At 73.3% G+C, this 1,212-nt stretch carries 1 protein-coding gene; it reads right to left on the bottom strand.

Going from position 1 to position 1,212, the window contains the following annotated elements; genetic code table 11:
• The coding region (locus IH13_RS0125555) for a gamma-glutamyltransferase family protein (protein WP_031088247.1) at nucleotides 1–1,212 on the bottom strand (1,212 nt) is incomplete at both ends.

The following is a 1,212-nucleotide window of genomic DNA, read 5'->3' as shown; positions in this document are numbered from 1 at the left end:
GAGCCAGCGCCCGTCCGGCAGCCGCTGGACCCCGGTCGCGGCCCCGATCTCCGGGTTCAGCGTGAAGACGTGGCCGAGCGCTTCGAGCCGCCCGCGCACCGGGCTGTCCCAGAGGGCCGGTTCGATCTCGGTGGCCGCCGCGTTGCGCTGGCTGGCACGCGGCGCGGCGATCGCCTCGACCAGGGGCAGGCCCCGGTCCAGATATCCGGTCAGCGACTGGAGCACGGTGGTGATGATGGTCGCGCCGCCCGGCGACCCCAGGGCCAGGACCGGCTCCCCGTGGTCCAGCACGATGGTGGGCGAGATGGAGGACCGGGGGCGCTTGGCCGGACCGGGCAGGTTCGGGTCGTGGACCGCCGGGTCGGCCGGGGCGAAGGAGAAGTCGGTCAGCTCGTTGTTGAGCAGGAACCCCCGGCCCGGCACGGTGATGCCGCTCCCGCCGGTCTGCTCGATGGTCAGCGTGTAGGCGACGACGTTGCCCCACTTGTCGGCGGTGGTGAGGTGGGTCGTGTTCTCCCCCTCGTACGTCGTCGGGGTCGCCGTGCCGCCGGTGCCGCAGCGCTCGGGGTGCCGCGGGTCGCCGGGGGCGAGCGGGCTGGTGAGGACGGCGTCGTCCTTGATCAGGCAGGCGCGGGCGTCGGCGAAGCGCCGGCTGAGCAGTTCCCGGGTCGGTACGTCCTCGAACCTCGGGTCACCGACCCAGCGCCCCCGGTCGGCGAACGCGATCCTGCTCGCCTCGATGAGGCGGTGCAGGTACCGCGTCTCGCTCGCCTTCGAGAGGTCGGTGGACTCCAGGATGTTGAGCGCCTCCCCCACGCTCGTACCGCCGGAGGAGGAGGGCGCCATGCCGTAGACGTCGAGGCCGCGGTAGCCGACGGAGGTGGGCGCCTGCCGCAGCGCCCGGTAGGACTTCAGGTCCTGGGCGGTGAGGTCGCCCGGGCGCACCACACGGGTGGAGCGCGGGTCGACGGGGGGCTTGCGGACCGTCCGGACGATGTCCTCGGCCAGCTCGCCCCGGTACAGCTCGTCGACGCCCTTGCGGCCCAGCGTCTCGTAGGTGCGGGCCAGATCGGGGTTCTTGAGGACGGAGCCGACCGCCGGGGGCTCGCCGCCGGGCAGGAAGAGCGCGGCGGTGGCGGGGAAGTCGGCGAAACGTTTCTGGTTCGCGGCGGTCTGGGAGCGGAACGTCTCGTCCACCGTGAACCCGTCGCG

It is taken from the genome of Streptomyces sp. NRRL WC-3549 (assembly GCF_000721935.1).
Classification (GTDB): domain Bacteria; phylum Actinomycetota; class Actinomycetes; order Streptomycetales; family Streptomycetaceae; genus Streptomyces.
This window is presented reverse-complemented; position numbering and strand designations above follow the sequence as displayed.